Here is a 25,048-nt window from a genome sequence, read left to right as displayed (position 1 = left end):
CTTGAGTCGCGTCACAAGACGGTGCCGGGCACCGGGTCGGCGCAATGTAGGTGCGTACCGCCCATGTTGCAAGTAGCGGTATCCACACGCAGCCGATGCAGTGCGACGCAAAAAACCGTACCATGGCCTCCTCTGACAAGGAACGCGAAGATGCTCGACCGCCTGCCACTGCTGATCGGGTTGCGCTACGTGCGCGCCAAGCGCCGCAACCATTTCATTTCCTTCATATCCTTGACCTCCATGCTGGGCCTGATGCTGGGCGTGGCGGTACTCATCCTGGTGCTCTCGGTGATGAACGGCTTCGACCACGAGCTGCGCACCCGCATCCTCGGCATGGTGCCGCACACCAAGATCGAGTCGCGCAGCGGGCTGGTCGAATGGGAGGCCCTGGCCGAGCAGCTGATGCAGCGCGAGCGGGTGATCGGCGCGGCGCCCTACGTCGAGCAGCAGGGCATGTTTTCGGTGAGCGGCCGCAACGAGGGCGCGATGGTCAACGGCATCCATCCCGAGTGGGAGGATCGCGTCTCGATCATCGGCCGCCACATGCGCCAGGGCAGCCTCGACGACCTGCAGCCCGGCGAGTGGAACATCGTGCTGGGCTCGTTGCTGGCGCGCCACCTGGGGGTCGGTGTCGGCGACCGGGTCACGCTGCTGGTGCCCGAGGCGTCGATCACGCCGGCCGGGGTATTCCCGCGCCTCAAGCGCTTCACGGTAAGCGGCATCTTCAGCGTCGGCGCCGACCTCGACGCCAACCTGGCCTACGCCAACATCGAGGACATGCAGACCCTGGCGCGACTGGGCGATGCGGTGGGGGGGCTGCGCCTGGAGCTCAACGATCTGTTCGCCGCCGGTGCCGAGACGCGCGCCATCGTCAACGAGCTGGGCAGCGATTACCGCGGCATCGACTGGACCTTCTCCCATGGCAACCTGTTCCAGGCGATCCAGATGGAGAAGCGCATGATCGCGCTGCTGCTGACCGTGATCATTGCCGTGGCCGCCTTCAACATCGTCTCGACCCTGGTCATGGTGGTCACCGACAAGCACGCCGATATCGCCATCCTGCGCACCATCGGCGCCACGCCGCGCTCGATCATGGGTATCTTTGTGGTACAGGGGCTGGCAATCGGCGTGATCGGCATCGCCATCGGCGTCGGGCTCGGCATCCTGCTGGCGCTGACCGTCTCCGACCTGATCGGCTGGGTCGAGTCGACACTGGGCATCCAGTTCCTCGATGCCGGCGTCTACTTCATCAGCGACCTGCCGTCGCGCCTGCACTGGGACGACGTGCGCGACATCGTGGGCGCCGCCTTCGGCCTGACCTTCCTGTCCACTCTCTATCCGGCCTGGCGCGCCTCGCGCGTGCAGCCCGCGGAGGTACTGCGCTATGAGTGATTCGGCCACCGCGAACCACGAGAGCCTGATGCAGCGTACCGCCAGCGGCAGGGTGATGCTGGCCTGCCGCAACCTGACCCGCATCTACCGCGAGGGGCCTCAGGACGTCACCGTGCTCGACGGCCTCTCCCTCGAGGTGCGCGCCGGGGAGCGGATCGCGGTGGTGGGCAGTTCAGGGTCGGGCAAGACGACGCTGCTCAACCTGCTCGGGGGGCTGGACCGCCCCACGCGCGGCGAGGTGGCGATCGCCGGCGAATCCCTGCTCGACCTGGGCGAGGCGGCGCTGGGCAAGTTCCGCAACCGGCATATCGGCTTCGTCTACCAGTTCCACCACCTGCTCGCCGAGTTCACCGCACTGGAGAACGCCGCCCTGCCGCTGATCATCCGCGGTCTGCGCAAGAAGGCTGCCGAGTCGCAGGCCCGCGTGCTGCTGGAGAGGGTCGGCATCGCGCATCGCGCCGACCACAAGCCGGGCGAACTCTCGGGCGGCGAACGCCAGCGGGTGGCCATCGCCAGGGCGCTGGTCACCGACCCCAGCCTGGTGTTGATGGACGAGCCGACCGGCAACCTGGACCAGGCCACCGCCGCCAGCATCCTGGCGCTGATGGACGAGCTGGCGCGCACCATCGACTGTGCCTTCGTGGTGGTGACCCACGACCCCTCACTCGCCGCCCACCAGGACCGCGTGCTGCGCCTGGACGGGGGGCGTCTCACCGAGCAGGCCTGAGGTCGAAGCGGCCGCCAGGCTGCGCCCCCCCTTCCGAGCCCCTTGCCCAAGGGGCTCAGTCGGTCATCTCGCGGCGACGCAGTCGGCGCTTCATGCCGCGCCGCTTCCAGCTGCGCGAGATGTGCCAGCGCCAGGCCAGGCGCACCACCAGGTTCACCACGATGGCCAGCACCACGGCCGTTGCCACCGACCCCAGGGCCAGGGCGGGCAGGATGCTGGCCATGCGCTCCGCGATCCAATGGGTCGAGATGCGCGCCGGCGCCTCTCGCGCCGGGGTGTCCATCAGCCAGGCGCCGATCCGGTAGTTGCCGTAGAAGACCAGCGGCATGGTCAAGGGGTTGGTGATCCATACCAGCCCCACCGAGAGCGGCAGGTTGCAGCGCAACAGCCAGGCACCGACGGCGGCGACCGCCATCTGGCAGGGTATCGGCAGCATGGCGCTGAACAGACCCACGGAGAAGGCGTTGGCCACCGTGCGACGGGAGAGCGCCCACAGCCCGGGATCGCCGATCATGCCGCGCATGAAGCGCAGCGAACGCTGGCGCCTGAGCGTCTCGGGATTGGGCATGTAGCGCTGCAGGAATCGGCGCGGCATGTCGGGTTGGCTCGCGGCTTCGGGACCCGGGTATTATCCATGTATGGGAGGGGGCCCGCCATGTCGGGGGTGGAAGGCGGCTCAACGGATGCGTCGGGCCAGGGGCGGTGAGGAAGGGGGCGAGGGAGTGCGACTGGGCATGGCAATGCCGCTGGCGCTGGCGGGGCTCGCCGGCGTGGCGTTGGGGGGGTGGGCGCCGTCGGGGCTGGTCGAGGTCTGGGCCCTGGTCCTGCTGTGTCTGATTGCCCGAGGCGATTGGCGGGCGCTTGCCCTGGCGGCGGTGATCGCCTTGGCGGCGACCCAGGTGCTGCTGGCCAGGGGCGCCGTGCTGCCCGACGGGCTGCTGCGGGCCGATCTCGCCCTGGTGGGACACGTCGAATCCGTCGAGGAGGAGGGGCGGCTCAGCCGCCTGATGGTGCGCGTCGAGGCGTGCCGGCCCAGGGAACCCGCCAGGCTGCCGTGCGACTCCCTGCGCCGGGTGCGCTTGAGCTTCTTCGAGGCGCCCGCGATCGAGCCGGGCGAGTGCTGGGCGATGACCGTGCGGCTGAGGCCGCCGGCGGGCTTCGCCAATCCCGGGACGTTCGACTATGGCGCCTGGCTGTGGCGCGAGGGCATCCAGGCCACCGGCTACGTGCGCAGCGAGCCGGCGGCCGAGCGGCTGGCGGCGGCACCGACAACGCTGCGCCAGCGGGCGCTCGAGCATCTCGACGCACGGGAGTTAGCCCCGCAGACCCGGCGCTGGCTGGCGGCGCTGACCCTGGGGGCAGGCGAACGGCTTGCGCGCGACGACTGGGAGCTGCTCAACGCCAGCGGTACGACCCACCTGGTGGTGATTTCCGGCCTGCACGTCGGGCTGGTCGCCACCTTCACGCTGCTGGTGGCGCGCGCGTTGGCCCGGCTGCTCGTGCCGCGGCGCTGGCGCATGGCGGTATGGCCGTGGTGGCTGGCCGGCGTCGCCGCCGTCGGCTACGCCTGGCTGGCGGGGCTGCAGCCCCCGGCCATGCGCGCCATGCTCATGACCCTGGTCGGGCTGTGGGTGGCTAGCGGGCGCCATGCCCCCGGGCCGTGGCAGGCCTGGTGGCTCGCCCTGGGGCTGGTGGTGCTGATCGATCCGCTGTCGGCCTGGCGCCCCGGGCTGTGGCTGTCGTTCCTGGCCGTGGCGTTGCTGATCCTGATCTGGCAGGGACGCCCGCGCCCCCGGGGCGTCTCCGGCTGGAGCTGGGGACTGGTGCGCACCCAGCTGCTGCTGGCACCGCTGATGGCCGCCGCCGTGCTGCTGGCGTTCGCCCGGCTGGCACCGGCGGCGCCGCTGGTCAACCTGGTGGCGGTGCCGCTGGTGAGTCTCGTGCTGGTGCCGCTCGGCCTGCTGGGCTGGCTGTTCGCGCCCTTGCCCTACCTCGGGGCTGCCTGCTGGTGGCTCTTCGGGCATGTCACGCGGCTATTGGTAGGCCTGCTGGCGCTGGCCGTGGAACGTCTGCCGCTGTGGTGGCCCTCGCCGGAGCAGGTGCTGCCGCTGGCCCTGATGCTCGGCCTCGTGGCCGTGCTGTGGGCGCTGCCCGGCCTGGCCAGGGCGCTGCGCCTGGGGGCCACGCTGCTGCTGGTGCCCGCCATGCTGGGGCTGACGGCGCCGCTGCCCGAGCCGGGCGTCCTGCGGGTCAGGGTGCAGGACGTCGGCCAGGGACAGCTGATCGAACTGCGCAGCGCCACTTACCGCTTGCTCTACGATGCCGGGCCCCGCTTCGCCTCGGGGTACGCGCCGCTGCGTTCGTTGTGGCCGGCGGGGCAGCGCTTCGAGGAGGTGATGATCAGCCACGGCGATCTCGATCATGCCGGAGGGCTTGCCGAGCTGGCCGAGCAGCACCGGGTGGGGAGGTACCTGGCGCCACCCGGCGAGTCGATCGGCGTGCCGTTCGAAAGCTGCCGGCGCGGCCAGGCCTGGCGTCGGGACGGCGTGGCGTACCGCGTGCTGTGGCCGCCCGCGGAGGTGGCGCACCTCGCCGACAACGATCGCTCCTGCGTGCTGCAAGTGACGGCCGGGCGCGACCGGCTGCTGATCACCGGCGACGTCGGCCGCGAGATCGAGCGCCTGTTCCTGCTCGACGTGGCGCGGCCGGTCACCCTGCTGGTGGCCGGGCACCATGGCAGCCGCACCAGCTCGGGGCCGCAGCTGGTGCAGTGGCTGAGCCCGCGACACGTGATCTACAGTGCGGCCCGCCACGGTGCCTTCGGGCATCCCCACGACGAGGTGGTGCGGCGCTTCCGCCGCGCCGGCAGCTGCCAGTGGAACACCGCCCTGGATGGCGCCGTGACCTTCTGGCTCGGCCGTGAGGAGGGGGTCGAACCCGCCGCCGTGCGCGGCATGCCCTGGCGCCGCGGCGGTGTCGAAGGCAGGTGCCATGCGGTAGAATCGCGCCATTGATCGCGACGCTCGTGGCGTGAAGAGAGGAAAACGATGGACATGATGGATGCGCTCATCGCCGGTGGCTGGCTGATGATCCCGCTGCTGGGATGCTCGCTGCTGGCCACGGTAATCATCATCGAGCGCCTCTGGACCCTGCGCGCCAAGCGTATCGCGCCATACGGCCTGGGCCAGGAGGTCTGCTCGCTGGTGGCGCGCGGCCAGGTCAACCTCTACTGGCTCGAGGGCCATTCGCCGCTGGGCGGCGTGCTGGCCGCCGGGCTGCGCAATGCCCGCCTGGGCCACGAGCAGGTCCGGGCTCGACTGCAGGAGGCGGCCACGGCGGTCATCCACGACATGGAGCGCTTCCTGAGCCCCCTCGGCACCATCGCCGCCATCACCCCGCTGATCGGGCTGCTGGGCACCGTGGTGGGCATGATCGAGGTGTTCTCGGTGATCGTGTCCGCCGACGGCGCCAGCCGCACCGCCGAGCTGGCCGGCGGTATCTCCCAGGCGCTGGTCACCACCGCGGCGGGCCTCACCGTGGCGATCCCGGCCCTGATGTTCCATCGCTACTTCCTGCGCCGGGTCGAGGACATCACCGTGCGCATGGAGGAGCAGGCAGGCCAGGTGGTGGAGTTTCTCGCCCATTATCGTGGCGAGCTGGGCTTCAGCGAGCAGCACGAGGGCGAGCGACCCGCCGCGGAGGCCAGGGGCTCGTGAAGTTCACGCGCCGTCGCCGCGACCCGGTGGAGGTCAATCTCACGCCGCTCATCGACGTGGTCTTCCTGCTGTTGATCTTCTTCATGGTCTCGACCACCTTCGAGACGCGGCAGGCACTCGAACTCACGCTTCCCGAGAGCGCCGCCGGGGTCGACCTCGAGGCTTCGCCGGTCACCCTGGTCGTGACGGAGCAGGGGCGCTATCGGCTGGAGGAACGCGAGCTCGGCGGCAACGAGCTGGGCGACGCGCTCTCCGCCGAGGCCGAGCAGGCCAGGCGCCACGGCCTGGTGGTCGAGGCCGACGCCCGGGCGGTACACGCCGACGTGGTACGGGCGCTCGACCAGGCGGGCATGCTCGGCATCCGGCAGGTTCGCATCGCCACGCGTGCCCCACAGGCAACATCCACGCAAGCGGAGACACCGTGACAGAAGATCGCAGCCAACACTCGGGTTGGGCCCTCTACAAGCAGCTGCTGGCCTACGTCAAGCCGCACTGGATCTCCTTCTCCCTGGCGATCGTCGGCTACGCGCTCTATGCGGCCTCGAGCACCGCCCTGGCCGAGATGATGAAACGGCTGATCGACGGCATCCAGGACCCCGATGCCTCCTTTCGCCTGCTGCTGCCGCTGTTCGTGGTGTTCATGTTCGCGGTCAGGGGGATCGGGACCTTCCTCGGCACCTACTTCATGAGCAACGTGGCGCGCAACGTGGTGCACGCGCTGCGCTGCAACGTGTTCAACCACATGCTGCACCTGCCGGGGCGCTTCTTCGACTCCCACTCCAGCGGCCATCTGATCTCGCGGGTCACCTACCATGTGGAGCAGGTCACCGGCGCGGCCACCAACGCCATCACCATCCTGCTGCGGGAAGGGCTTTTCGTGCTCGGCCTGCTGGGCTACCTGCTGTGGACCAACTGGATGCTGACCCTGCTGTTCATGGCCGTGACCCCGCTGATCGGCGGCGTGGTGAGCTATGCCAGCAAGCGCTTCCGGCGCATCTCCCAGCGTATCCAGAGCTCCATGGGGGACGTCACTCACGTCGCCTCCGAGGCGCTCACCGGCTATCGCGTGGTGCGCACCCACGGCGCCGAGGCCTTCGAGAAGGCGCGCTTCGCCCGGGCCAGCGACTACAACCGCCAGCAGAAGATGAAGGAGGCCCTGACCAAGGCGATCAGCACGCCGGTGATCCAGCTGATGATCGCCGTGTCGCTGGCCCTCCTGGTGTGGCTGGCGATGTCCCCGGCGCTGCTGGCCAACATGACCCCCGGCGAGTTCGTCGCCTTCATCACCGCGGCGTCCCTGATGGCCAAGCCGGTGCGTCAGCTCACCGAGATCAACAGCGAGATCCAGAAGGGCATCGCCGCGGCAGGGGAGCTGTTCGGCCTGATGCGGGTGCCGACCGAGCCCGACGAGGGCACCGTCGAGCCCGAGCGGCTGCGCGGCAGGGTCGAGCTGCGCGGGGTGCATTTCCGCTACGGCGACGACCAGCCCGAAGTGCTCAAGGGCATCGATGTCGTCATCGAGCCCGGCGAGATGATCGCCATCGTCGGGCGTTCCGGAAGCGGCAAGTCGACCCTGGCCGGGCTGCTGCCGCGCTTCTATCGGCCCACCGCCGGTCAGGTGCTGATCGACGACGTGCCCATCGACGACTACCGCCTGGCGCCGCTGCGCCGGCAGATTGCCCTGGTCTCGCAGCAGGTGACCCTGTTCAATGCCAGCATTGCCGACAACATCGCCTACGGCGTGCCCCAGGCCGAGCGCCGCGCCATCGAGGCGGCGGCGAAGGCGGCCTACGCCCACGAGTTCATCGAGCGACTGCCCGAGGGCTACGACACCATCGTCGGCGACAACGGCGTGATGCTCTCCGGCGGCCAGCGCCAGCGCCTCGCCATCGCCCGGGCGATCTTCAAGGACTCGCCGCTGCTGATCCTCGACGAGGCCACCTCGGCGCTGGACACCGAGTCGGAACGCTATATCCAGCAGGCGCTGGAGGTGGTCTGCCATGGGCGTACTACGCTGGTCATCGCCCACCGGCTCTCCACCATCGAGCGGGCCGACCGTATCCTGGTGATGGAACAGGGCCAGATCGTCGAGCAGGGCAACCATGCCGAGCTGCTGGCGCGCGAGGGGGCCTATGCCGCGCTGCACCGCCTGCAGTTCCAGGAAGCCTCGTTGACATGAGCCGTGGGCTGGGCGAGCGCTGGCTGCAGGCGGCCTATGACGACGCCGCCTGGCTCAGGGCGCTGCGGCCGCTCGAGGCGGTGTATCGCTGGGCGATCGCGCGCCGGGCCGCGGCCTACCGCGAGGGGCGTCGCGAGGTCTGGCGCGCCCCGGTGCCGGTGATCGTGGTCGGCAACGTGACCTTGGGCGGAACCGGCAAGTCGCCCCTGGTGGCCTGGCTCGCCCGTCACCTCAGCACGCGCGGCTGGCGGCCGGGCATCGTGTCGCGGGGCTATGGTGGCAAGGCGGGGCGGGACGCCGGCTACCCCTTGGCCGTGACGACGCGGACGCCCTCCGCCGAAAGTGGCGACGAGCCGCGCATGCTGGCGCGTCAGACCGGCCTGCCGGTGGTGGTCGACCCCGATCGCCCGCGCGGGGCGAGGGCGCTGCTCGACCAGGGTTGCGATATCCTGCTCAGTGATGATGGCCTGCAACACCTGGCGCTGGGGCGCGATATCGAACTGGTGGTGGTCGACGGCCGCCGTGGCTTCGGCAACCAGCGCTGCCTGCCGGCGGGCCCGTTGCGCGAGCCCTTGTCGCGTCTTGGCGAGGTCGATGCCGTGCTGATCAACGGGGAGGCGGCCTTCGCGCCACCCGAGGGCGCCCATGCCTTTCGCCTGGCGCCGGTTCGCTGGCGGGCCATGGCGGACGGTGCGCTGTTTCCCCTCGCGCCGCTGCCCTTTCACGGACCGGTGCACGCCGTGGCGGGGATCGGCAACCCCGGGCGCTTCTTCGCCACGCTGGCCGACCTGGGCGTGGAGGCGCGGCCGCATGCGTTTCCCGACCACCACCGCTTCACTCCGCAGGACCTGGCCTTCGGCGACGAGCTGCCGGTGGTGATGACGGCCAAGGACGCCGAGAAGTGCGACAACGTGACCCTGCCCCGGGGCTGGGTGCTCGAGGTCGACGCCGAGCCCTCGGCCGACTTCGTGGCCTGGCTGGACAGGCGGTTGGCTGGGCTGCGATAACCACAGGACGAGGTGGGACAAGAGTTGGAATCAGGCGGGGCGCCGCCCCGCGACGGTCGGACGAGAGAGGTGAAACGATGGACAAGGAACTGCTGGCCATGCTGGTCTGCCCGCTGTGCAAGGGCAAGCTCAAGTACGACCGGGAAGCCCGGGAGCTGGTGTGCCACTACGATGGCCTGGCCTATCCGATACGCGACGATATCCCGGTCATGCTGCCCGAGGAGGCGCGCCGGCTGGACGTCGACGAAAAACTGCCGCCCTCGTCCGGCCGTACCGGGGAGGCGTGATGGCGACGGAGAACGCCTTCATCGCGGTGATTCCTGCCCGTTTCGGCTCCTTGCGCCTGCCGGGCAAGCCGCTGCTCGACATCGCCGGCGAGCCCATGGTGGCGCATGTCTGGCGGCGTGCGGGCGACAGCGCCGCCACTCGCGTGGTCGTGGCCACCGACGATGCGCGCATTCGCGATGCCATGCTGCCGCTCGGGGCCGAGGTGGTGATGACCCGGGCCGATCATCCCTCCGGCACCGATCGCCTGGCCGAGGTCGCCGAGCAACTGGGCCTCGCCGACGATGCCGTGCTGGTCAACGTGCAGGGCGACGAGCCGCTTGTCCCGCCGCGCCTGATCGATCAGGTCGCCTTGCGGCTCCTCGACGACCCGGGTGCCTCCATCGCCACGCTTGCCGAGCCCATCGCCGACGTCGAGACGCTGTTCAACCCCAATGTGGTCAAGGTGGTTCGAGCGCTCTCGGGGCGTGCGCTGTACTTCTCCCGGGCGCCGATTCCGTGGGACCGCGAGGCCTTCGCCGCGCGCCCCGAGTGGCTCGAGACCGACGCCTGGCTGCGCCATATCGGGCTGTATGCCTACCGTGCCGCTTTCCTGGCCGAGTATCGCGACTGGTTACCCTCGCCACTGGAACGGCTGGAGCAGCTGGAGCAGCTCCGGGCGCTGCACCACGGCCACGCCATCCAGGTGGCACTGGCCGCCGAGCCCAATCCGGCCGGCGTCGACACACGCGAGGACCTGGAGCGCGTCAGGGCGCTGCTGAGCACGAGGAAGTAAGGAGGGAGGATGCGCGTTCTGTTCGTCTGTCTCGGCAACATCTGCCGTTCCCCGACCGCCGAAGGCGTGTTTCGCCGCGAACTCGAGGCGGCCGGGCTGGTCCACCGCGTGGAGGTCGACTCCTGCGGCATCGGCGACTGGCACGTAGGCAGGGCGCCGGACCCCCGCGCCGCGGCCGCCGCTGGTCGGCGCGGCATCGACCTGAGCGGGCTGCGAGCGCGTCAGCTGGCGGCCGAGGACTTTCACCGCTTCGATTACCTGCTGGCCATGGATCATGACAACCTGGCGGCGCTGCAGGCGCAGTGTCCCGAGGGCTGTCGGGCCCACATCGGCCTGTTCCTCGACTTTGCCGGGCACCACGACCGCCCGGTGCCCGACCCCTACTACGGCGGCGAGCGGGGCTTCGAGGAGGTGCTGGAGCTGATCGAATCCGCCTCGCGCGGGCTGGTCGAGGAGATCGCCGGACGTCTCGAGGGGCGGCGGCCTTGAGCGATGCCGTCCTGGCCGACCATGACCTGGGCTCGGCCAACACCCTGGGGCTGCCTTGCCGCGCCGAGCGCTTCGCCGCGCCGGCCACCCTCACGCCGCTGCGCCGGTTGCTGCGCCTGGCGAGCGCTCGCCAATGGCCGCTGACCGTGCTGGGGGGCGGCAGCAACCTGATCCTGCCCGAGCGGCTGCCGGGCCTGGTACTGCAGCCGGCATTGCGGCAGTGGTGGCTCGAGCAGCGGGGCAGCGCTGTCCTGGTGCACGTCGGGGCGGGGGTCGAGTGGCATCCGCTGGTGATGGCCCTGGCCGAACGCGGACTGTGGGGCACGGAGAACCTGGCGCTGATACCGGGTTCCTGCGGCGCCGCGCCGATCCAGAACATTGGCGCCTATGGCGTCGAGCTGGGGGAGGTGGTCGAGGCGGTCCGGGTGCTGTTCGTCGAGGATGGTCGTGATGCGCTGCTGACTCCCGAGGAGTGTGCCTTCGGCTATCGCGACAGCATCTTCAAGGGCGAGCTGGAGGGCAGGGCGATCATTACCGGCTTGACCCTGCGGTTGTCCCGCTCGGCATCCCCGCGCCTGGCCTATGGCGACCTGGCCCAGCGGGTAGGCAGACACCCGGGGCCGCTCGAGGTGGCCCGGGCGGTATGCGCCATTCGCCGTGAGAAACTGCCTGACCCGGCAGAGCTGGGCAACGCCGGCAGTTTCTTCAAGAATCCCATCGTCGATCGCGAGGAGGCCGCCGAGCTGCTTGCGGTGTGGCCCGACATGCCGCATTTCGCTCTGCAGGATGGGCGCGTCAAGCTGGCGGCCGGCTGGTTGATCGATCGCTGCGGGCTCAGGGGATGGCGTGACGGCCACTTCGGCGTGCACGACCGCCAGGCCCTGGTGCTGGTGCATTTCGGCGGCGGCAGCGCCGTGGAGCTGATGGCCTTTGCCGAGCGCGTCGCCGAGCAGGTACGGGCGCGCTTCGGCGTGTCGCTCGAGCGAGAGCCCCGGCTGGCCTGAAGCCGCCGCCGGCCAGCAGCGCCCAATGAAAAATGCCCGCGCGTTGCGCGGGCATTCTCGTTGGCGGCGTAGGCTTATCCCTGCTTGCCTTGCTGCGCTTCCTGCTCGCGTCGACGAATCTCGCGCGGATCGTTGTGCGCCCGGCGCCGACGGCGCGAGGCGGCCTGGGACTGAGCCGTCGGCTCGCCGCTGGCCTCCTGCTGAGGTTGCTGTGGCTTGGGCGCGTCGGCCTTGGGGGTCTCGGCCTTGGGGGGCTCGGCCTTCGCCGGCTCGGCGGGCTTCTCCGTCGACTTGGGCGCCTCGGCCCTGGGTGTCTCGGCCTTAGCCGGCTCGGCGGGCTTCTCCGTCGGCTTGGGCGCCTCGGCCCTGGGCGTCTCGGCCTTCGCCGGCTCGGCGGGCTTCTCCGTGGGCTTGGGCGCATCGGCCTTCGCCGGCTCGGCGGGCTTCTCCGTCGGCTTGGACGCCTCGGCCCTGGGCGCATCGGCCTTCGCCGGCTCGGCGGGCTTCTCCACCGGCTTGGGCGCGTCGGCCCTGGGCGCATCGGCCTTCGCCGGCTCGGCGGGCTTCTCCGTGGGCTTGGGCGCCTCGGCCCTGGGCGTCTCGGCCTTTGCCGGTTCGGCGGGCTTCTCCGCCGGCTTGGGCGCCTCGGCCCTGGGCGTCTCGGCCTTCGCCGGCTCGGCGGGGGTCTCCGCCGGCTTGGGCGCCTCGGCCCTCGGCGCCTCGGCCCTCGCCGGCTCGGCGGGCTTCTCCGCCGGCTTGGGCGCCTCGGCCCTGGGCGCATCGGCCTTCGCCGGTTCGGCGGGCTTCTCCGCCGGCTTGGGCGCATCGGCCTTCGCCGCTTCGGCGGGCTTCTCCACCGGCTTGGGCGCGTCGGCCTTGGGCGTCTCGGCCTTCGCCATCTCGGGCTTGGCTTGCGACTTCGGCTGCTCGGCCTTCACCCCCTCGACGGGGACCTCCTGCGGCGGTTCGCTCTTGCTGGGTTCGGCCTGTTCGCCCGCTTGCAGGCGCTTCTGCTCGGCCTCGGCCTGCGGATTGATGGCGTGCTGGCGCGAGCGGTTGCGCGGGTTGTTGCGCGTGCGCTTGGGCTTGCCATCGTCCGACTTGGCGGGTTCGGCCGCTGACTCGGCGGGCTTCTCCTGAGGCTCGGGCTTCTCCTGAGCCTCGGGCCTCTGGCGCCGGGGCGCCGCCTCGTCACGGCCGCGGGACTTGCTGCCCTGGCGACTCTCCTCGCCCGGCTGCGGCCGGTCGGTGCGTGCCTGGCCACGACCGCGGCCGCCGCGACCTTCCCCGCGGCCGGCGGCTCCGTCCTGACGCGAGTCGGCACGCCCGCTCTCCTGCTGCCCTTGCTGACGCGCCTGGCCACGCTGGCTGCTGCGGCCATCCTCCTGGGCATCGCCACGCGAACGACGTCGCTGGCGGCCGTTGCGCTCGCCGCGCTCTTCACTGCCGCTACGGCTCGGCGTGGGGCTGGTCGGCTTGCGGGGCTCCACCGGCGTGGCGGTATCCTGCTCGGCGCCGCCAAGCAGCTTGGTAACTCCCTTGAGCAGGCGGCCGAGCACGCCGGCAGCGGGAGCGGCAGCGGCCGGCGCCGGCGGGGCGGCAGGCGGCGGGGCGGTCGGCTGCGAGGCGTGCTCCTGCTGCAGGGATGCCGGTGCCGGCTCGTTGTGGATCACCGTCTTGACCGCCGCCTCGGTGCGGGCGACCGGCTTGGCGATGCTCATGTCCGGCTCCTTGCCGATCTCGGTATGCACCGAGAGCTCGAAGCTGGACTTGTCCTGGTCGCCTTCCTCCTCGATATGGTCGTCACGCAGGCGCTGCACGTCGTAGTGCGGCGTGTCCATGTCGGGGTTGGGCAGCACCAGGACACGCACGCCCTGGCGCTTCTCGATATCGGCGAGTACCGCACGCTTCTCGTTGAGCAGGTAGGTGGCCACCGGCACCGGCAGGATGGCGCGGATCTGGGCGCTGCGCTCCTTCATCGCCTCCTCTTCGATCAGGCGCATGATCGACAGCGACAGCGAGCGCACGTCGCGGATGGTGCCCTGGCCGTTGCAGCGCGGGCAGACCACGCCGCTGGTCTCGCCCAGCGACGGACGCAGCCGCTGGCGCGACATCTCCATCAGGCCGAAGCGCGAGATGCGGCCGATCTGGACCCGGGCGCGATCGAGCTTGAGTGCGTCGCGCATGCGGTTCTCGACCTCGCGCTGGTTGCGCGCCGGGCTCATGTCGATGAAGTCGATCACCACCAGGCCGCCGATGTCGCGCAGGCGCAGCTGGCGAGCGATCTCGTCGGCCGCCTCGAGGTTGGTCTGTAGCGCCGTCTCCTCGATGTCGCTGCCACGGGTGGCGCGTGCCGAGTTGATGTCGATGGAGACCAGGGCCTCGGTGTGGTCGATGACGATGGAACCGCCGGAGGGCAGCTTCACTTCGCGCTCGTAGGCGGTCTCGATCTGGGATTCGATCTGGAAGCGCGAGAACAGCGGGACTTCGTCGGCGTAGAGCTTGATCTTCTGCTGGTACGAGGGCATGACCTGGCGAATGAAGGCCAGGGCACGCTGATGCACCGTCGGGTCATCGATGAGCACCTCGCCGATGTCCTGACGCAGGTAGTCGCGCATGGCGCGGATGATAACGTCCGACTCGCGGTAGATCAGGAACGGGGCCGGGCGCTTGCCGGCCTCCTCGGTGATCGACTCCCATACCTGGACCAGGTAGTTGAGGTCCCACTGCAGCTCTTCGCTGCTGCGGCCGATGCCGGCGGTACGCACGATCACGCCCATTTTTTCCGGCACGGTGAGCTGGCCCATGGCCTCCTTGAGCTGGGTGCGCTCGTCGCCCTCGATGCGCCGCGAGATGCCGCCGGCGCGAGGGTTGTTCGGCATCAGCACGAGGAAGCGACCGGCCAGGCTGATGAAGGTGGTCAGCGCGGCACCCTTGTTGCCGCGCTCCTCCTTGTCGACCTGGACGATGACTTCCTGGCCCTCCTTGAGCACTTCCTTGATGCTGGGGCGCCCCGAGGCGTCCTTCAGGAAGTACTCGCGAGAGATCTCCTTGAGGGGGAGGAAGCCGTGGCGATCGGCCCCGAAGTCGACGAAGGCGGCCTCGAGGGAAGGCTCCACGCGGGTGATCTTGCCGCGATAGATATTGGCTTTCTTTTGTTCCCTGGCACCCGACTCGATGTCCAGGTCATACAGGCGTTGTCCATCTACCAGCGCGACGCGCAGCTCTTCGGGCTGGGTCGCATTGATGAGCATCCGTTTCATGTTGTCTCGCAAACTGGACGCGCCGGTAGGCTTCGAAGAAGGCGAACCTCTGGGTGCTGCGTGCTTGTGCTCAGCGCATGTCGCGGATGCGCAGTGGCGCCCGATCGAGCAGGTACCCGAAACGGGCCCAGCACGACATGATCATGTTGAGTACGTGGCGGAGGCAGGACATGTCTCGGTGGGGCTTCTCCCATCCGGCCCTGCGGTCACCGCCAGACACCTGGCATTCATCGATTCGCCAACGCCGGCCACCGGCACGATGTGGAACGATTCCCGTGGCCACCGCTCGCCTGTGTCGCGAGTCGGGTCCGGGCGTGGCGTCACTGCTTGTCTACTTTCTTGCGTCTATCACTCGTCGGCGGCGGGGCCCGTGGTTGAGGGATCGTCGCCGCCCGATTTCGTCGCTCCGGCCTGCGTGTCTGTCGTGCAGGCGCCATGGGACCGAAGGGATCCATCCGAGCGAGCTGGCAATATAGCAGTATTGCCAGGGCGCAGCAATTGGCGCAGCGTGTCGCCGAGTGCGTTAGAATGCTGCCTCACAACAGATTTTCAGCAGGAGTGTCATGGCCGAGGGGCGCGACGTACAGTGGGTGGAAGTGGGCGAGGGCCAGTCGGGCCAGCGGGTCGACAACTTCCTGATAACGCGCCTGAAGGGCGTGCCGCGAACGCTGGTCTACCGCATCGTGCGCAAGGGCGAGGTGCGGGTGAACAAGAAACGGGTGAAGGCCGACTACCGTCTGGAATTGGGCGACGTGGTGCGCATTCCGCCGCTCAAGCTGGCCCCGCGCGAGGCGGTCAGGCAGGTCAGCGAGGGGCTGCGCAACCTGCTGGCCGGCAGCGTGTTGGTGGAGGGGCCGGGCTGGCTGGTGCTCAATAAGCCCGCGGGGCTTCCCGTGCATGGCGGCAGTGGCGTCAAGATCGGCCTGATCGAGGCGCTGCGCCAGGTGCGCGAGGACCTCGACTTTCTCGAGCTGGTGCATCGCCTCGATCGCGACACGTCGGGCTGCCTGCTGCTGGCCAAGTCGCGCCCGGCGCTGCTGGCGCTCAACGAGGCGCTCAAGCATCACCAGATGGACAAGCGCTACTTGGCGTTGGCGGCGGGGCGCTGGCCGGCGCGCCGCGAGTTCGTCAGCGCGCGTCTCGATCGCTACGATGCCGGCAACGGCGAGCGCCGGGTGCGCGTGGATGCGGCCGGCAAGGTGGCGCGCACCCGCTTCGCCATACGCGAGGCCCTGCCCAAGGCGACCCTGATCGAGGCCGAGCCGGTGACGGGGCGCACCCACCAGATCCGCGTGCATGCCGCCCACGCCGGTCATCCGCTGCTCGGCGACGACAAGTACGGCTCCCGCGAGGGTGAGTCGCTGGCACGGCGCCTGGGGCTTGGGCGCCTGTTCCTGCACGCCGAGTCGCTGACCTTCCCCGAGCCCAGCAGCGGGCGGCCGGTACAGATCCGCGCGCCGCTGCCCGCCGAGCTCGAGGCGGTGCTTGCAAGCGCTCGTGTAGGCGGTTGAAGCCCGACCCGCCACTGACCAGAGGATCGGAGCCGTCCATGCGCTATCGACTGGTGATCTTCGACTGGGACGGCACCCTGATGGATTCCGCCGCCCGCATCGTCGCCTGCATGCAGGCCGCGGCCCGCGACGCCGGCTGGGGCCGTCTCGAGGAGGCTGCCGTGCGTGACATCATCGGCCTGGGGCTGCCCGAGGCCATCGACCGGCTGTGCCCGGGCATCGATGCCGAGCGCTTCGAGCTGCTGCGCAGTCGCTACGCCCATCATTTCGTCGAAGGCGACCGCACGCCAATGAGCTTCTTCGATGATGTCGAGGCCGGCATCGCCACGCTGCGCGAGCATCCGTCGCGGCGCCTGGCCGTGGCCACCGGCAAGAGCCGGCGTGGGCTCGACCGGATCTTTCGCGAAAGCGGCAGCGGCAGCTGGTTCCATGCCAGTCGAACCGCCGACGAGACCCGTTCCAAGCCGCACCCGCAAATGCTCGAGGAGCTGCTGGTCGAGCTGGACGTGGCGGTGGAAGAGGCCGTCATGGTGGGGGATACCGAATACGATCTGGAGATGGCACGCGCCCTGGGCATGGATCGGGTGGCCGTGACCTGGGGGGTGCATGCCGCGGAACGGCTGGCGGTGAGTCACCCTGTCTATACTGCCCGGGCGGTGACCGAGCTGTTCGACTGGTTGAACCGATAGCAGGCCAAAGGAAGACGACGTCAATGAGCGATGACAAGCGAGAAGGTCGCGACATCCGCGAAGACCGCTGGACCGAAGGGCCGGAGCTGCCCCCCGGGCAGGCCCATCAGGAGCGCCAGGCGAAACCTGGGGCGCCGGCGGAAGGCCCCGAAACGCTGCGCGAGCGCCGGCGCCTGGCGCAGCAGGAGATGCTCGACCGCTGGATCGACGGCGTCCTGGTCGAGCAGCGCCGCTCGCGGCGCTGGAAGCTGTTCTTCCGTTTTCTCTTTGCCGCGCTGATCCTGGCGTCGCTGGCCGCCACGTTCTACGGCCTGTTCGGTGATCCGACCTCGGAGCCGCAGCGACAACACCTGGGGGTGGTCAAGGTCCAGGGGGTCATCGACAGCGAGTCGCCGGCCAGCGCGGAGCGCATCATCGAGGGCTTGAATCGCGCCTGGGAGTCGACCAATGCGGCCGGCGTTGTGCTGCACATCGACAGCCCGGGGGGCAGTCCGGTGCAGTCCCAGCGCGTCTACGACGAGATCGTGCGGCTGCGTGAGAAGGGCGACAAGCCGATCATCGCGGTCATCGAGGACGTGGGGGCCAGCGGCGCCTACTACATGGCGGCAGCGGCCGACGAGATCGTCGCGGCGCCGGCGAGCCTGGTGGGCTCGATCGGCGTCATCTTCGCCAGTTTCGGCTTCGAGGAGGCCATCGATCGGCTCGGCATCGAGCGGCGCATCTACGTCAGCGGCGAGAACAAGGGCTTCCTCGATCCCTTCTCGCCGGTAGAGCCGGACGAGCGTGACTTCTGGCAGGGCGTCATGGATACCACGCATGAGCAGTTCATCGAGGCGGTTCGCGCGGGCCGAGGCGACCGTCTGGCCGATGACGAACGCCTCTTCACCGGCCTGATCTGGAGCGGCGAGCAGGCCGTGGAGCTGGGGCTGATCGACGGAATCGGCAGCCTCGACACGCTGAGTCGTGACCTGTTCGGCGAGGTGCGCCTGCACGACTACACGCCACGGCTGGATCCCTTCGAGCGACTGAGCCGCCAGTTCGGCAGGGTCGCCGCCGAATGGATGGGGGTGCCCTCCAGCGGTTCACCGGTACGCTACCAGCTGCCCTGAGTGCCCAGCGGGTCGAGGCCCGCTTCGCGCAGCAGCGCGCACAGCCGGATCAACGGCAGCCCGATCAAGGTGTTCGGGTCGTCGCCCTCGAGTCGCTCGAACAGGGCGATGCCGAGCCCCTCCATGCGAAAGCTGCCGGCGCTGTCCAGTGGCCGTTCGCGCTCGACGTAGCGGGCGATCTCGGCGTCGCTGAGCCGGCGAAAGACCACCGCGTAGCGCTCATGACAGACCCAGTGCCGTGCATTGCGGGTATCGACCACTGCCAGGCCGGTCAGGAACGTCACCCGGTGGCCGGAGAAGCGGCCCAGCTGTGCGCGAGCCGTCATCTCGTCGCCGGGCTTGCCGAGGATCTCGCCGTCGAACACGGCGACCTGGTCCGAGCCGACCACCAGGTGGTCGGGGTGATCCTCGGCCACGCGGCTGGCCTTGGCCAGTGCCAGGCGGTGGACCAGTGCCTCGGGCAGTTCGCCCGGACGGGGTGTCTCGTCGATATCGGGGCTGGCCCAGGCGTAGGGCAGCCCGAGTCGGTCGAGGAGCTGGCGGCGCCAGCGGGAGCCGGAGGCGAGGACGAGTCGAGGCATGCAGCCCTCCTGTGGCAGGCGGTGACAGCGGCAATCGGGGGTCGAGCAGGTGGGTAGTGTAACCTGTTGAGATGGCGTCTTTGACAGGGACAGGGGGAGTGCCTATCATTGCGCGCCTATGTTGACCTCACGACTTCCCAACAGGGTCGAGCCCTATCGGCTTGCCGCCCGCGACGAACGCCTCTCCGGCCTGATGGCGCTCGACCAGTTCGAGCGCCTCGCCGCACAGGTGGGGGCGCAGGCGGGCGACTGCCAGGTGTGGCTCGATTTCGGCATTGATGCCCAGGGCCGCCGCGAGATTCGCGGTCGCCTTGAAGCCGAGCTGCAGCTGCCGTGTCGGCGCTGCCTCGAGCCGATGGCGCAGCATGTCGAGAGCGAGTTCCTGCTGGGCATGGTCTCGAGCGATGCGCTGGCGGCAGAGCTGCCGAGCACCCACGAGCCGGTGCTGGTGGAAAACGAACAGCTGAACCTGCTGGAGGTGGTCGAGGATGAACTGATCCTCAGCCTGCCCCAGGTGGTTTACCACGACGAGGCGCTTTGCCGTGTCTCGCGCGACCAGCTGAGCAGCGGCGAGGAGGCCGAATCGAGCGAGCCGACTCCCGCGAGTCCTTTCGAGGTGCTGCGTCACCTCAAGGGCAAATCCTGATTGTTTATCGTCTCACTTCGGAGTGACTCCCATGGCAGTTCAACAGAACCGTAAGACCCGTTCCAAGCGTGGCATGCGTCGCAGCCACGACGCGCTGGGCGCACCGACCCTGTCCCAGGACAAGGAGACCGGCACCACTCACCTGCGTCATCACGTCTCCCCCGACGGCTTCTACCGTGGCCGCAAGGTGGTCGACGCCTGAGTCGACCCGCACTCGATGACCGTCGGCACCTGAACGTGCGGATTGCCATCGATGCGATGGGCGCAGACGCCGGTCCCGCCGTTGCCGTGCAGGGAGCCGCCGCCGCCGTCCAGGCCTGGCCGGGGCTGGAGATCGACCTGTTCGGCCCGGGCGACCAGCTGTCAATCGAGCTCGAGAACCTGCCGCGGCCACTCGCCGCGGCCGGTTCGCATCTGTCCGTCCATCACGCGCCGGGGCTGATTCGTCAGGATCAGCGACCCTCCGACGCGCTGCGACGTGGTGGCGACACGAGCATGGCGCGGATGCTCGAGCATGTGGCCGGGCGTCACGCCGCCGCAGGCATCAGCGCCGGCAATACCGGTGCTCTGATGGCCCTGGCCCGGCGGGCGCTTGGCACCGTGGCGGAGATCCCGCGTCCGGCCATCTGTACCGCCATCCCTACCCGTGGCGATGGACGCTGCTACCTGCTGGACCTGGGGGCCAACGTCGACGTCACCGCGGAGCGGCTGGTGGACTTCGCCCGCATGGGGGAGGTCATGGCGCGTCACGTCGACGGGCTCGCCGCTCCCCGGGTGGCGCTGCTCAACGTCGGCAGCGAGGGTACCAAGGGCAGCGAGTCGGTGCGCCAGGCGGATGCGCTGCTGGGGGCGCTGGGCTCGCTGAACTATATCGGCTTCATCGAGGGTGACGGCATCTTTGCCGGCTCCGCCGATGTGGTGGTATGCGACGGCTTCGTCGGCAATGCGGTGCTGAAGGCCAGCGAAGGCCTGGCGCGGATGCTGATCGAGCGGGTCCAGACGACCTTCGAGTCGCACTGGGGCAGCCGCCTGGTCGGCCTGCTGGCAAGGCCGGCGCTGCGTCGCCTGAAGAACGAACTCGATCCGGTGCGCTACAATGGCGCCAGCCTGCTGGGCCTCGATGGCATCGTGATCAAGAGTCACGGCAGTGCCGATGCGACCGGCTTCTCCTACGCCGTGTCGCGGGCCGCGCAGGAGGTCAGCCGCGACTTGCCGGGACGGCTCGCGGTGGAGCTGGGCGCTCGCTGTGACAGCACTCAACAAGAGCAATGGTGAACGACATGACACAACCCCTTGCCCTCGTCTTTCCCGGGCAGGGCTCCCAGCAGGTGGGCATGCTGCGGGAGCTGGCGGAACGCTACAGCGTCGTGCGGACAACCTTCGAGGAAGCCGCCGATGCCTTGGGCTACGACCTGTGGAAAGTGGTCCAGGAGGGGCCCGAGGAGGCCCTCAACGCGACCGCCTGTACGCAGCCGGCGCTGTTGACCGCCAGCGTGGCCATCTGGCGCGTCTGGCAGGAGCTGGAAGGGCCGCGCCCCGGTGCCATGGCGGGCCATAGCCTGGGCGAATACAGCGCCATGGTGTGTGCCGGCGTGATGGGGTTCGCCGATGGCGTTCGCCTGGTGCGCCTGCGCGGCGAGGCGATGCAGGAGGCCGTCCCGGTCGGCCAGGGCGCGATGGCGGCCATCCTCGGGCTCGAGGATGCCAGCGTTGAAAAGGCATGTGCCCAGGCAGCGCAGAATGAGGTGGTCGCGGCGGTGAACTACAATGCCCCGGGGCAGGTGGTGATCGCCGGCGACAAGGCCGCCGTGGAGCGTGCCATCGTCCTGTGCCAGGAGGCGGGAGCCAAGCGCGCCATGCCGCTGCCGGTGTCGGTGCCTTCGCACTGCGCCCTGATGCGGCCGGCCGCCGAGCGGCTCGAGGCGGCCATGGCGGAGCTCGACATGCGCCCGCCGCGCTACACCGTCTACCAGAACGTCGATGCCCAGGCGCACGCCGATGTCGCGACCCTGCGCACGCGCCTGATCGAGCAGCTCTATCTGCCGGTGCGCTGGACCGCCTGTGTCGAGGCGATGGAGGCGGCCGGTGCCGCGGTCTTCATCGAATGCGGGCCGGGCAAGGTGCTCACCGGTCTCGGCAAGCGCATTGCCAAGGGCAGCAAGGGGCTGGCCGTCAACGACCCCGACAGCCTCGAGGCGGCGCTTGGTCTGGCGCGTGAGGCGGCCGGCCTGTAAGGCACGGCAGCCCGTACAAGGAGGGGCGTTGCAGCCCTCTACGACTCAACAGCATTCGGAGCGGGAACAGGTTATGTCCAGCGAACGCAGAATCGCCCTGGTGACCGGGGCCAGCCGTGGGATCGGCCAGGCCATCGCCCATGAGCTTGGCCGCCAGGGGCGCGTGGTAATCGGGACGGCCACCACGGAGTCGGGAGCCGCCAGGATCGACGAGGACCTGCGGGCCAACGGCATCGAGGGCGCCGGCAGGGCCCTCGACGTGACCGATCAGGGTAGCGTCGATGCGCTGATCAAGGCCATTGGCGAGGAGTTCGGCGCCCCCACCATCCTGGTCAACAATGCCGGCATCACACGCGACAACCTGCTGATGCGCATGAAGGAGGACGAGTGGGACGCGGTGCTCGACACCAACCTCAAGTCGGTCTACCGCGTCACCAAGGCGTGCCTGCGCGGCATGACCAAGGCTCGCTTCGGTCGCATCGTCAGTATCAGTTCCGTCGTGGCGACCATGGGCAATCTCGGCCAGACCAACTATGCTGCCGCCAAGGCGGGCATGGAGGGCTTCACTCGCGCCCTGGCGCGTGAGGTGGCGTCGCGGGCGATCACCGTCAATGCGGTGGCGCCGGGCTTCATCGCCACCGACATGACGCGGGCGCTTCCCGAAGAGCAGCACCAGGCGCTGCTGACCCAGATTCCGCTGGCGCGTCTTGGCGAGCCCGAGGAGATCGCCGCCGCGGTCGGTTTCCTGGCGAGCGAGGCCGCCGGCTACATTACCGGCGAGACGCTGCAGGTCAACGGCGGCATGAACATGCGTTGAAGCCCCCGTCGGTCGGTGGTTGCGCCGACAGGGGGGCGTCTATAAACTACCCCGCAGCTTGAGTTTGCGGACCAAACGGCTGGTCATCTGAACGGCTAACTTGAACGACTGGAGTACGTATAATGAGCACCATCGAAGAGCGCGTGAAGAAGGTTGTGGCCGAGCGCCTGAACGTCAAGGAAGAGGATATTCAGAACAGCTCCTCCTTCACCGAGGACCTTGGCGCTGATTCCCTGGATACCGTCGAGCTGGTCATGGCGCTCGAAGAGGAATTCGATACCGAAATCCCCGATGAAGAAGCCGAGAAGATCACCACCGTTCAGGAAGCCATCGATTACGTCAACGCCCATCAGTAAGGGCGCGGTCGTCACTGCTTGCTGAGGTGAAGGGCTCTGCCTGGGCCCTGGAAAAGCCGTCCTGTGTGCCAGGGCGGCTTTTTGCTTTGTGTCGTGGCCGTGGCTGCCCAAGCGAGGAGCATGTCCGGTATAATGCGCGCAATGACGGCCCGGGAGAAGGGCCGTGTCATCAAGGTTGTCTGGAGGATTTCTGATGGCTCGTAGAGTTGTGGTGACCGGACTGGGGCTGGTCACGCCGGTGGGCAATACCGTCGAGGAGAGCTGGGAGAACATCCTGGCCGGCAAGAGCGGTATCGCCCCCATCGAGCATTTCGATGCTACCGGCTTCAACACTCGCTTCGGCGGTTCGGTCAAGAACTTCGACATCAGCCCGTACCTGAACCCGAAGGATGCGCGCAAGATGGACCTGTTCATCCAGTACGGCGTGGCAGCGGGAGCGCAGGCCATCCAGGATGCCGGGATCGAATGCAGCGAGGAGAACGCCGAGCGAATCGGCGTCGCCATCGGTTCCGGCATCGGTGGGCTGCCGATGATCGAGCACAACCACAACGCCCTGCACAAGGGCGGGGCGCGCCGTATCTCGCCGTTCTTCGTGCCGGGGTCGATCATCAACATGATCTCGGGCAACCTGGCCATCCAGCACGGCTTCCGTGGTCCCAACATTGCCATCACCACCGCCTGCACCACCGGCACCCACAACATCGGCTACAGCGCCCGCACCATCGCCTACGGCGATGCCGACGTGATGATCTGCGGCGGCGCCGAAATGGCCACCACGCCGCTGGGGCTGGGCGGCTTCTCCGCTGCCCGGGCGCTGTCGACGCGCAACGACGATCCCCAGGCCGCCAGCCGTCCCTGGGATCGCGATCGCGACGGCTTCGTGCTGTCGGACGGTGCCGGTGTGCTGGTGCTCGAGGAGTACGAGCACGCCAAGGCACGCGGCGCCCGCATCTATGCCGAGCTGACCGGTTTCGGCATGAGCGACGACGCCTATCACATGACGGCACCGCCCGAGGACGGCAGCGGGGCGGCACTCTCCATGCGCAATGCCGTCCGTGACGCCCGGCTCGACCCCGCGGCGGTCCAGTACATCAATGCCCATGGCACCTCGACCCCGGCAGGCGACCTGGCCGAGAGCCGGGCGGTGCGGAAGGTGATGGGCGCGTCGGCCGATTCGGTGGCGGTGAGTTCCACCAAGTCGATGATCGGACACCTGCTGGGGGCTGCCGGTGCGGTCGAGGCGGTGTTCTGCATCCTGGCGATCCGCGATCAGGTGGCGCCACCGACGATCAACCTGGACAACCCCCAGGAGGGTTGCGACCTGGACTACGTGCCGCACACCGCCCGCGAGATGAAGATCGAGGTGGCGCTGTCCAATTCGTTCGGCTTCGGTGGCACCAACGGTACCCTGGTCTTCTCCCGGCTGCGCTGAGCGCCTGACATGACCCGGCCGCCGTCACATGCGTGGGTCCCGGTCGACGACCGCGGCCTGGCCTATGGCGACGGGCTGTTCGAGACCGTGCTGGTACGCGACGGAGAACCGCTGCTGTGGGCTCGGCACATGGCCCGGTTGGCCTGGGGCTGCCGCACACTGGGCATTGCCATGCCGGCCAGCACCGTGCTCGACGGCCTGCCCGGCCAGGCGGGGGCCGGTCTCAGGGTGCTCAAGTTGATCGTGACCCGGGGCAGCGGTGGGCGCGGCTATCTTGCCCCGTCATCGGCCGAGCCGCGCCTGCTGTGGCAGGTCGACGACTTCACGCCGCAGGCGCAGCGCTGGGAGTCGGGTGTGCGGGTGCGCCATTGCCGGTTGGCGCTGGGCATCCAGCCCGCACTGGCCGGGCTCAAGCACCTCAATCGGCTCGAGAACGTCCTGGCGCGCGGCGAATGGGACGACCCCGAGGTGGCCGAGGGCCTGCTCCGCGACAGCCGTGGCAACCTGGTCGAAGCCACCTGCATGAACCTGTTCTGGCGGCGTCATGGGCGGTTGGAAACGCCGCGACTCGACGGCAGCGGCGTGGCCGGTACCCTGCGCGCGGCGCTGCTGGAACGCCTGGAGATCAGCGAGGTCGCCCGGGGGCCGGAAGCGCTGGTCGACGCCGAGGCCGTGTGGCTCGGCAACTCGGTCCAGGGGGTCTGGCCCGTGGTGCGTCTCGATGATGCCGAGGGCTCGCCGCTGGGCAGCTGGCGGTTGGGGCGCGCGCATCGTGCCTTCCAGGACGAGGCCCATGCGCTGCTGGGATACCCGGCGCGCTTCTCGAGTTGAATGCC

General features: G+C 69.2%; 25 protein-coding genes. 22 read left to right on the top strand and 3 right to left on the bottom strand.

What is annotated here, in order from left to right:
• Positions 1–150 precede the first annotated feature (150 nt).
• Complete coding sequence (locus DIS04_RS03930) at positions 151–1,392, top strand: lipoprotein-releasing ABC transporter permease subunit (RefSeq protein WP_111412397.1); 1,242 nt, start codon at positions 151–153, stop codon at positions 1,390–1,392.
• Entirely contained in the window at positions 1,385–2,119 is a 735-nt protein-coding gene (locus DIS04_RS03925; protein ID WP_111412396.1) for an ABC transporter ATP-binding protein, read from the top strand. The genes DIS04_RS03930 and DIS04_RS03925 overlap by 8 nt, the downstream gene beginning before the upstream one ends.
• 55 nt (positions 2,120–2,174) lie before the next feature.
• On the opposite strand, the gene DIS04_RS03920 is transcribed toward DIS04_RS03925, so the two are convergent.
• Positions 2,175–2,714, bottom strand: a complete 540-nt coding sequence (locus tag DIS04_RS03920; RefSeq protein WP_111412395.1) for a DUF2062 domain-containing protein — start codon at positions 2,712–2,714, stop codon at positions 2,175–2,177.
• Between the two features lie 139 nt (positions 2,715–2,853).
• On the opposite strand from DIS04_RS03920, the gene DIS04_RS03915 reads away from it, so the two are divergent.
• The 9 genes from DIS04_RS03915 to murB all read left to right on the top strand — a co-directional run bounded on the left by DIS04_RS03915 (position 2,854) and on the right by murB (position 11,574).
• Complete coding sequence (locus tag DIS04_RS03915; RefSeq protein WP_111412394.1) at positions 2,854–5,133, top strand: DNA internalization-related competence protein ComEC/Rec2; 2,280 nt, start codon at positions 2,854–2,856, stop codon at positions 5,131–5,133.
• A 33-nt stretch (positions 5,134–5,166) separates the two neighbouring features.
• Positions 5,167–5,835 carry a MotA/TolQ/ExbB proton channel family protein gene (locus DIS04_RS03910; RefSeq protein ID WP_111412393.1) on the top strand — a complete coding sequence of 223 codons (669 nt, stop codon included), beginning with the start codon at positions 5,167–5,169 and terminating at the stop codon, positions 5,833–5,835.
• Positions 5,832–6,260 carry an ExbD/TolR family protein gene (locus DIS04_RS03905; protein ID WP_111412392.1) on the top strand — a complete coding sequence of 143 codons (429 nt, stop codon included), beginning with the start codon at positions 5,832–5,834 and terminating at the stop codon, positions 6,258–6,260. The genes DIS04_RS03910 and DIS04_RS03905 overlap by 4 nt, the downstream gene beginning before the upstream one ends.
• Positions 6,257–8,014, top strand: a complete 1,758-nt coding sequence (gene msbA / locus DIS04_RS03900; RefSeq protein WP_111412391.1) for a lipid A export permease/ATP-binding protein MsbA — start codon at positions 6,257–6,259, stop codon at positions 8,012–8,014. The genes DIS04_RS03905 and msbA overlap by 4 nt, the downstream gene beginning before the upstream one ends.
• Positions 8,011–9,021 carry a tetraacyldisaccharide 4'-kinase gene (lpxK, locus tag DIS04_RS03895; protein ID WP_111412390.1) on the top strand — a complete coding sequence of 337 codons (1,011 nt, stop codon included), beginning with the start codon at positions 8,011–8,013 and terminating at the stop codon, positions 9,019–9,021. The genes msbA and lpxK overlap by 4 nt, the downstream gene beginning before the upstream one ends.
• Before the next feature lie 77 nt (positions 9,022–9,098).
• A complete protein-coding gene (locus DIS04_RS03890; RefSeq protein WP_111412389.1) occupies positions 9,099–9,308 on the top strand; it encodes a Trm112 family protein in 210 nt (69 codons plus the stop codon).
• A complete protein-coding gene (kdsB, locus tag DIS04_RS03885) occupies positions 9,308–10,081 on the top strand; it encodes a 3-deoxy-manno-octulosonate cytidylyltransferase (protein WP_111412388.1) in 774 nt (257 codons plus the stop codon). Before DIS04_RS03890 ends, kdsB begins: the two co-directional genes overlap by 1 nt.
• 9 nt (positions 10,082–10,090) lie before the next feature.
• On the top strand, positions 10,091–10,570 hold the full coding sequence (locus DIS04_RS03880) for a low molecular weight protein-tyrosine-phosphatase (protein WP_111412387.1): 480 nt from the start codon (positions 10,091–10,093) through the stop codon (positions 10,568–10,570).
• A complete protein-coding gene (murB, locus tag DIS04_RS03875) occupies positions 10,567–11,574 on the top strand; it encodes a UDP-N-acetylmuramate dehydrogenase (protein ID WP_111412386.1) in 1,008 nt (335 codons plus the stop codon). Before DIS04_RS03880 ends, murB begins: the two co-directional genes overlap by 4 nt.
• A 74-nt stretch (positions 11,575–11,648) precedes the next feature.
• Here murB and rne read toward each other — a convergent pair whose 3' ends face one another.
• The gene (gene rne / locus DIS04_RS03870; protein ID WP_179951211.1) at positions 11,649–14,837 is read right to left on the bottom strand and encodes a ribonuclease E; all 3,189 of its coding nucleotides are present in this window, start codon (positions 14,835–14,837) and stop codon (positions 11,649–11,651) included.
• A gap of 563 nt (positions 14,838–15,400) precedes the next feature.
• Between rne and DIS04_RS03865 the strand changes: the two genes are divergently transcribed.
• Genes DIS04_RS03865 through sppA form a run of 3 tightly spaced genes read left to right on the top strand, consistent with a single transcriptional unit; the run spans position 15,401 to position 18,146 of the window.
• Positions 15,401–16,348, top strand: coding sequence for an RluA family pseudouridine synthase (locus tag DIS04_RS03865; protein WP_111412384.1), 948 nt, complete (start codon positions 15,401–15,403; stop codon positions 16,346–16,348).
• 38 nt (positions 16,349–16,386) lie between these two features.
• Positions 16,387–17,037: an HAD family hydrolase gene (locus DIS04_RS03860; RefSeq protein WP_111412383.1), complete on the top strand. Its 651-nt coding sequence runs from the start codon at positions 16,387–16,389 to the stop codon at positions 17,035–17,037.
• 23 nt (positions 17,038–17,060) lie between these two features.
• Complete coding sequence (sppA, locus tag DIS04_RS03855) at positions 17,061–18,146, top strand: signal peptide peptidase SppA (RefSeq protein WP_111412382.1); 1,086 nt, start codon at positions 17,061–17,063, stop codon at positions 18,144–18,146.
• Here sppA and DIS04_RS03850 read toward each other — a convergent pair.
• The gene (locus DIS04_RS03850) at positions 18,131–18,727 is read right to left on the bottom strand and encodes a Maf family protein (RefSeq protein WP_111412381.1); all 597 of its coding nucleotides are present in this window, start codon (positions 18,725–18,727) and stop codon (positions 18,131–18,133) included. The genes sppA and DIS04_RS03850 overlap by 16 nt on opposite strands.
• 118 nt (positions 18,728–18,845) lie before the next feature.
• Here DIS04_RS03850 and DIS04_RS03845 point away from each other — a divergent pair, with 118 nt between their 5' ends.
• The 8 genes from DIS04_RS03845 to pabC all read left to right on the top strand — a co-directional run bounded on the left by DIS04_RS03845 (position 18,846) and on the right by pabC (position 25,043).
• Entirely contained in the window at positions 18,846–19,373 is a 528-nt protein-coding gene (locus DIS04_RS03845; protein ID WP_111412380.1) for a YceD family protein, read from the top strand.
• Positions 19,374–19,404: 31 nt separating this feature from the next.
• The gene (gene rpmF / locus DIS04_RS03840; RefSeq protein ID WP_111412379.1) at positions 19,405–19,575 is read left to right on the top strand and encodes a 50S ribosomal protein L32; all 171 of its coding nucleotides are present in this window, start codon (positions 19,405–19,407) and stop codon (positions 19,573–19,575) included.
• 35 nt (positions 19,576–19,610) lie between these two features.
• On the top strand, positions 19,611–20,648 hold the full coding sequence (plsX, locus tag DIS04_RS03835; RefSeq protein ID WP_111412378.1) for a phosphate acyltransferase PlsX: 1,038 nt from the start codon (positions 19,611–19,613) through the stop codon (positions 20,646–20,648).
• 5 nt (positions 20,649–20,653) lie between these two features.
• A complete protein-coding gene (fabD, locus tag DIS04_RS03830) occupies positions 20,654–21,607 on the top strand; it encodes an ACP S-malonyltransferase (protein WP_111412766.1) in 954 nt (317 codons plus the stop codon).
• Between the two features lie 73 nt (positions 21,608–21,680).
• On the top strand, positions 21,681–22,424 hold the full coding sequence (gene fabG / locus DIS04_RS03825) for a 3-oxoacyl-ACP reductase FabG (protein WP_111412377.1): 744 nt from the start codon (positions 21,681–21,683) through the stop codon (positions 22,422–22,424).
• A 122-nt stretch (positions 22,425–22,546) separates the two neighbouring features.
• On the top strand, positions 22,547–22,780 hold the full coding sequence (gene acpP / locus DIS04_RS03820; protein WP_008956801.1) for an acyl carrier protein: 234 nt from the start codon (positions 22,547–22,549) through the stop codon (positions 22,778–22,780).
• Between the two features lie 190 nt (positions 22,781–22,970).
• Positions 22,971–24,212 carry a beta-ketoacyl-ACP synthase II gene (gene fabF, locus DIS04_RS03815; RefSeq protein ID WP_422667578.1) on the top strand — a complete coding sequence of 414 codons (1,242 nt, stop codon included), beginning with the start codon at positions 22,971–22,973 and terminating at the stop codon, positions 24,210–24,212.
• A 9-nt stretch (positions 24,213–24,221) separates the two neighbouring features.
• Positions 24,222–25,043 (top strand): aminodeoxychorismate lyase, encoded by an 822-nt coding sequence (gene pabC / locus DIS04_RS03810; RefSeq protein ID WP_111412375.1) that lies wholly within the window; start codon positions 24,222–24,224, stop codon positions 25,041–25,043.
• The last annotated feature ends 5 nt before the right edge of the window (positions 25,044–25,048 follow it).

This window comes from Billgrantia lactosivorans (genome assembly GCF_003254665.1).
Taxonomy (GTDB): domain Bacteria; phylum Pseudomonadota; class Gammaproteobacteria; order Pseudomonadales; family Halomonadaceae; genus Halomonas; species Halomonas lactosivorans.
Note: the sequence above shows the minus strand (reverse complement) of the source record. Positions and strands in the feature narration are given on the sequence as shown.

Coding starts and splice junctions, on each gene's coding strand:
- DIS04_RS03920 (WP_111412395.1), bottom strand. CDS start 2,714: ATGCCGCGCCGATTCCTGCAGCGCTACATGCCCAATCCCGAGACGCTC.
- DIS04_RS03930 (WP_111412397.1), top strand. CDS start 151: ATGCTCGACCGCCTGCCACTGCTGATCGGGTTGCGCTACGTGCGCGCC.
- fabG (WP_111412377.1), top strand. CDS start 21,681: ATGTCCAGCGAACGCAGAATCGCCCTGGTGACCGGGGCCAGCCGTGGG.
- DIS04_RS03880 (WP_111412387.1), top strand. CDS start 10,091: ATGCGCGTTCTGTTCGTCTGTCTCGGCAACATCTGCCGTTCCCCGACC.
- DIS04_RS03890 (WP_111412389.1), top strand. CDS start 9,099: ATGGACAAGGAACTGCTGGCCATGCTGGTCTGCCCGCTGTGCAAGGGC.
- fabD (WP_111412766.1), top strand. CDS start 20,654: ATGACACAACCCCTTGCCCTCGTCTTTCCCGGGCAGGGCTCCCAGCAG.
- DIS04_RS03910 (WP_111412393.1), top strand. CDS start 5,167: ATGGACATGATGGATGCGCTCATCGCCGGTGGCTGGCTGATGATCCCG.
- sppA (WP_111412382.1), top strand. CDS start 17,061: ATGAGCGATGACAAGCGAGAAGGTCGCGACATCCGCGAAGACCGCTGG.
- DIS04_RS03925 (WP_111412396.1), top strand. CDS start 1,385: ATGAGTGATTCGGCCACCGCGAACCACGAGAGCCTGATGCAGCGTACC.
- rne (WP_179951211.1), bottom strand. CDS start 14,837: ATGAAACGGATGCTCATCAATGCGACCCAGCCCGAAGAGCTGCGCGTC.
- lpxK (WP_111412390.1), top strand. CDS start 8,011: ATGAGCCGTGGGCTGGGCGAGCGCTGGCTGCAGGCGGCCTATGACGAC.
- pabC (WP_111412375.1), top strand. CDS start 24,222: ATGACCCGGCCGCCGTCACATGCGTGGGTCCCGGTCGACGACCGCGGC.
- rpmF (WP_111412379.1), top strand. CDS start 19,405: ATGGCAGTTCAACAGAACCGTAAGACCCGTTCCAAGCGTGGCATGCGT.
- DIS04_RS03865 (WP_111412384.1), top strand. CDS start 15,401: ATGGCCGAGGGGCGCGACGTACAGTGGGTGGAAGTGGGCGAGGGCCAG.
- DIS04_RS03850 (WP_111412381.1), bottom strand. CDS start 18,727: ATGCCTCGACTCGTCCTCGCCTCCGGCTCCCGCTGGCGCCGCCAGCTC.
- acpP (WP_008956801.1), top strand. CDS start 22,547: ATGAGCACCATCGAAGAGCGCGTGAAGAAGGTTGTGGCCGAGCGCCTG.
- DIS04_RS03860 (WP_111412383.1), top strand. CDS start 16,387: ATGCGCTATCGACTGGTGATCTTCGACTGGGACGGCACCCTGATGGAT.
- DIS04_RS03915 (WP_111412394.1), top strand. CDS start 2,854: ATGGCAATGCCGCTGGCGCTGGCGGGGCTCGCCGGCGTGGCGTTGGGG.
- DIS04_RS03845 (WP_111412380.1), top strand. CDS start 18,846: ATGTTGACCTCACGACTTCCCAACAGGGTCGAGCCCTATCGGCTTGCC.
- kdsB (WP_111412388.1), top strand. CDS start 9,308: ATGGCGACGGAGAACGCCTTCATCGCGGTGATTCCTGCCCGTTTCGGC.